Annotated in this window: 1 protein-coding gene; it reads left to right on the top strand. The window is 49.8% G+C overall.

What is annotated here, in order from left to right:
- Positions 1-510: 510 nt before the first annotated feature.
- Positions 511-2,829, top strand: a complete 2,319-nt coding sequence (locus tag CSQ88_RS22110; RefSeq protein WP_099400217.1) for an extracellular solute-binding protein — start codon at positions 511-513, stop codon at positions 2,827-2,829.
- Positions 2,830-2,998 lie beyond the last annotated feature (169 nt).

The raw sequence follows: 2,998 nt of genomic DNA, 5'->3' as shown, positions 1-2,998 counted from the left end.
AGCACTCACACTCATCGACTGTATTTTTTTAAAGATCATTTGCTGCGGCTAGAACACCGTGTTGCTGTGTGCGCTGCAGCGAGAGGCCGAAATATACGGATCTTGCCGTACCAGGTCAACCACTACCTTGCAATAAAAACGCAGTAATACGCTAAGCCTTTGATTTCAATAAGCACGCATTTGCTATTTAAATAATAAAAAATGAAGCAGAACAATATTTTAAATTGATTAAAGTCATTTCCACTGCAAATTAAAGCCTGCAAAAAAAACAAACCGAGCAGCATCGCCATACGGTGAACAAAATATTGCATAAAAGAACCAATCCAACGTATGGATTTGTATAAAATAGCCCTCGCAGCAAAAAGTACATCAGAATATTATTACTTTCACAGGTACAGCACCCTGCTTATCAAAGCAGATTAACTCAAACGCCTTTTTTATTTTGTAAGCCTAACAAAAACGATCAACCCACTATCCGGCCCTAAATCCTGATACACCCAGGAGCTACCCATGTCTGTCAGTACGCGGCTATTGGCCCTTGCCGTCACCATTAATGCCTTTTGTGCTTTAGCTATTGCGGTGACAACCCCCGTATTTAACTCCGCCCTGCTCTCTTGCCTGCTCTTTATTCCGCTATCTGCCGCATTGCTCTATTTTGGCCTGCGTTATCTGCTGCGCCCGCTGACATCCCTCAGCCAATCTGTGCAGCAATTAAGCACGAATGGCGGCAATTTAAATACCCGCATAGCGATTCAATCCCAGGATGAATTTGGTGAGATTGCAAAAGGCTTTAATCTGTTCAGCGAAAAACTGCAAAGCACATTCCGTGAAGTACAGCGCGATATGGAAGGCCTTTCGCTGGGGCTGCGGGAACTGAGCAGTGTAACCGGCCAGCTGGTTAACGACAGTAATGCACAATCGGACTATGCAGCCTCATCTGCCGCTGGCGTTGAAGAAATCACAGTTAACATTGGCTTAATTGCCAATAACGCCCACAGCGTGGATCAGACCGTTGAGGAAACTCAGTCGCTCTCCAATACCAGCGCCATCGCGGTACAGGGTGTAGCAGACGAAGTCAGCCAGATGAGCCATTCATTTCAGGCGCTGGGCTCAACCATGCATACGCTAAGCCAAAACTCACAAGAAATTGGCAGCATTGTTGGTGTCATCAAAGACATTGCCCAGCAAACCAATTTGTTAGCATTAAACGCAGCAATTGAAGCCGCGCGTGCCGGGGAGCAAGGCCGGGGCTTTGCCGTAGTAGCCGATGAAGTTCGTAAACTCGCTGAGCGCAGCGCCAATGCCACGGTAGAAATCACCAATCGGATCGAAGCCGTTGACCGCGAAACACAAAATGTAGTCAGCACGATGAACGATACCGCCGGGCGCATTGCAGGCAGTGCTGATCGCGCCGAGGATGCGCGCAGACAAATGCTGGCGATTGGTGAAAAAATGGCACACGTTGTTATAGTGGTCAAAGAAATCGCCGAATCAACACGCGAACAAACCGCTGCCAGCAATTCGATGGCACGCTCCATCGAGCAAATCAATAATATGAGCCAGTCCAGTGACTCTGGCTTGCAACAGGCAAAACGCGCCTTAGTGCAATTAGACAACCGCGCCCGTGATCTGATGAAAACAGTAGGGCAATTTCAGCTGGGTGATATTGAAGTTTTACACAGCTGGTTTGCCGCCAGCGGCTTTCGCGCCGTAGCGGATATCAAGGCCAGACTCAATCAGATCAATCATCACTGGGCCGACAACCACAGCGGCAAAGATGTACCTGGCATGCTTAAAAAAGCCGTCGATGAGGGCAAGCTTCCAACAGCAGTTGCCATTGGCGGGGTAAAAATTCAAAACTGGACCGGACGAGGCCTGTTAGCCAATCTGGATGCACAAGCGAATGAGCAGCGCTGGGCGCAGATTTTACCCAAAGTGCTGAATGATCAGATGCAGGCAGAAGGCCATTATGTTGCTGTGCCGCTGGGCGTTGCCCGCGTTAACGTACTTTGGGCCAATGCCAGCATTATGCGCAGAATGAATCAAAGCCGTGCCCCCGCCACCTGGGATGAATTTTTTCATCTGTGCGACCGGCTTAAAGCAGAAGGGATTACGCCACTGGCCCACAGCGAAGTGAAGTGGCAGGTAGCCACCTTATTTGAAGCTGTCACTCTGGGCGTGTGCGGAGCGGCCCACTACCTGAATGCATTCAGTAAATTAGACCGTGCGGCCCTCACTGGCACACAAACCATAAAAGCCCTTGAAACCTTCCGCCGCTTAAAACCTTACTGCTCGCCCGACCCTGCCGGGCGCGAGTGGAACCTGGCCACGGCGGATGTGATTAACGGTAAGGCCGCGATGCAATTAATGGGCGACTGGGTAAAAGGGGAGTTTGATACGGCGAATAAGCAGCCCAACACCGATTACCTCTTCTGGGCATCTCCTACGCAAAATGGTGAATACAGCTTTGCGGCCGACACCCTCACCTTCTTCCGCCAGGATGATCCTGCAAGGCTGCAAGCTCAAAATGATTTTGCAACACTGCTGATGAGCCCCGAAGCGCAAATCGCCTACAACAAGCATAAGGGCAGCATCCCGGCCCGCACCGATATTGATGTGCATAAACTGGATGCTTACGGCAAGGCTTCAGCACAGGACTTTGCACAATCCTCCGGCAAAAACACCCTCGTCCCATCGTGGGCACATAATATGGCGGTGCAGGATGATCTGAAAAAAGCGTGGATTGAAATTGTGTCTGAATACTGGAATAACGACAGTATCAACGCCAGCACCACGGCCAACAAACTGGCGGCAGCCATCCGGCGCTAGGCAGATCTGAAACCCGCAAAAAAGCCCCGGTGGACAAATATCCACTGAACTGCACCCCAAAAGTTGGACACCCGTCCATATTTTTGGGGTGTTTTTATGTCCAAGTACTCAACGCAATTCAAGCTCTCTGTCGTTCAGCAATATTTAACTGGCGAAGCAGGTATCAAAA

Origin of the sequence: Iodobacter sp. BJB302 (genome assembly GCF_002735645.1) — a bacterium.
In the GTDB taxonomy this organism is placed as follows: Bacteria; Pseudomonadota; Gammaproteobacteria; order Burkholderiales; family Chitinibacteraceae; genus Iodobacter.
The sequence above is the reverse complement of the archived record's forward strand: the minus strand, read 5'-3'. Positions and strand labels throughout refer to the sequence as shown.